The organism is Cedecea sp. AS113, from assembly GCF_037152415.1.
Classification (GTDB): Bacteria; Pseudomonadota; Gammaproteobacteria; order Enterobacterales; family Enterobacteriaceae; genus Cedecea.
Genome location: NZ_JBBCMI010000052.1, coordinates 1 through 965, shown reverse-complemented (window position 1 = coordinate 965; position 965 = coordinate 1). Strand labels below are relative to the sequence as shown.

Below are 965 nucleotides of genomic sequence, written 5' to 3'. Positions count from 1 at the left end.
GCCACGTTGCCCCATGCGCTCAGATTTTCGCTTATGTGGCCCTCAACACCAGTTTTTAGCTCTGCCACATTGCGTTGCCCCTGAAGATATGCACTGCTTTCACCCATCTTCACGCCATAATCCTTCGCGGTATAAACCCAGTTTGCTTCCACAAAAGGTTCAAACTGACGGAAGGAACCTTTGTCATGATGGCTCTGTCCGGTCATTGACAGGCGTACACCCAGGCGTGTCTGGACGTTATCACTTCCCCTGCCTTCCACTTTCGTACCGTTGACTTCCGTGTGATTATCGGCTTTCACGCCGGACCATAGCACCTGTGCCTGGGGCGTTACGTAAACGTTGTTTTCCATTCCGCCGGAGGTTCTGTATGACCCCGTATGGAAAACATACCCCGTTTCCAGTGACGCGCTCAGACCTTTTGATTTGTACTTCTCATACGCCAGTTCATCACCTTTAACGGAGTTATCGAACCAGTTCCATGCCATCCAGCTGTCTGCATACAGGCCGGTTTTGTCCTTCGAATTCTGGTGCCAGGTGCTGTAGACACCAGCGCTGTAACCCCACACAGAGCCTTTTGAGTTATAACCGGACAAAGTGTTACGGGAATTACTGTACTGTTTACCGTAGCCGCCCATCAGACCAAGATGCCACGCATCGTCGTTGCCGGTGCTGCCGTTGAAGATATCTGCCCCCATCTGGAAGACTATCCGGTTTGCGGCGTATTTTGACTGACCGTCCGAGACATGTCCTTCCGTATGGCCCCCCACAGAGCGTACCCACAGACTACTTTCGTGACGCTCTCCGGTGGCCAGGTTTGTGTATATCATGCCACTTTGACGGTCTTTGAGACGCATGTTGAACATTGTTGCGGCTGCCTGAAGGTTGGCGGCGTAATTTCCTCGCTCAGGACGATAAGTGTGTCCGGTATCGGCATTGTTATGAGTTCCATTACTATTACCGTTATT

General features: G+C 51.5%; 1 protein-coding gene. It reads right to left on the bottom strand.

Annotated features, from left to right (window positions below; all coding sequences use genetic code 11):
• The coding region (locus WFN87_RS23965) for an autotransporter outer membrane beta-barrel domain-containing protein (RefSeq protein ID WP_336983973.1) at nucleotides 1–965 on the bottom strand (965 nt) is incomplete at both ends.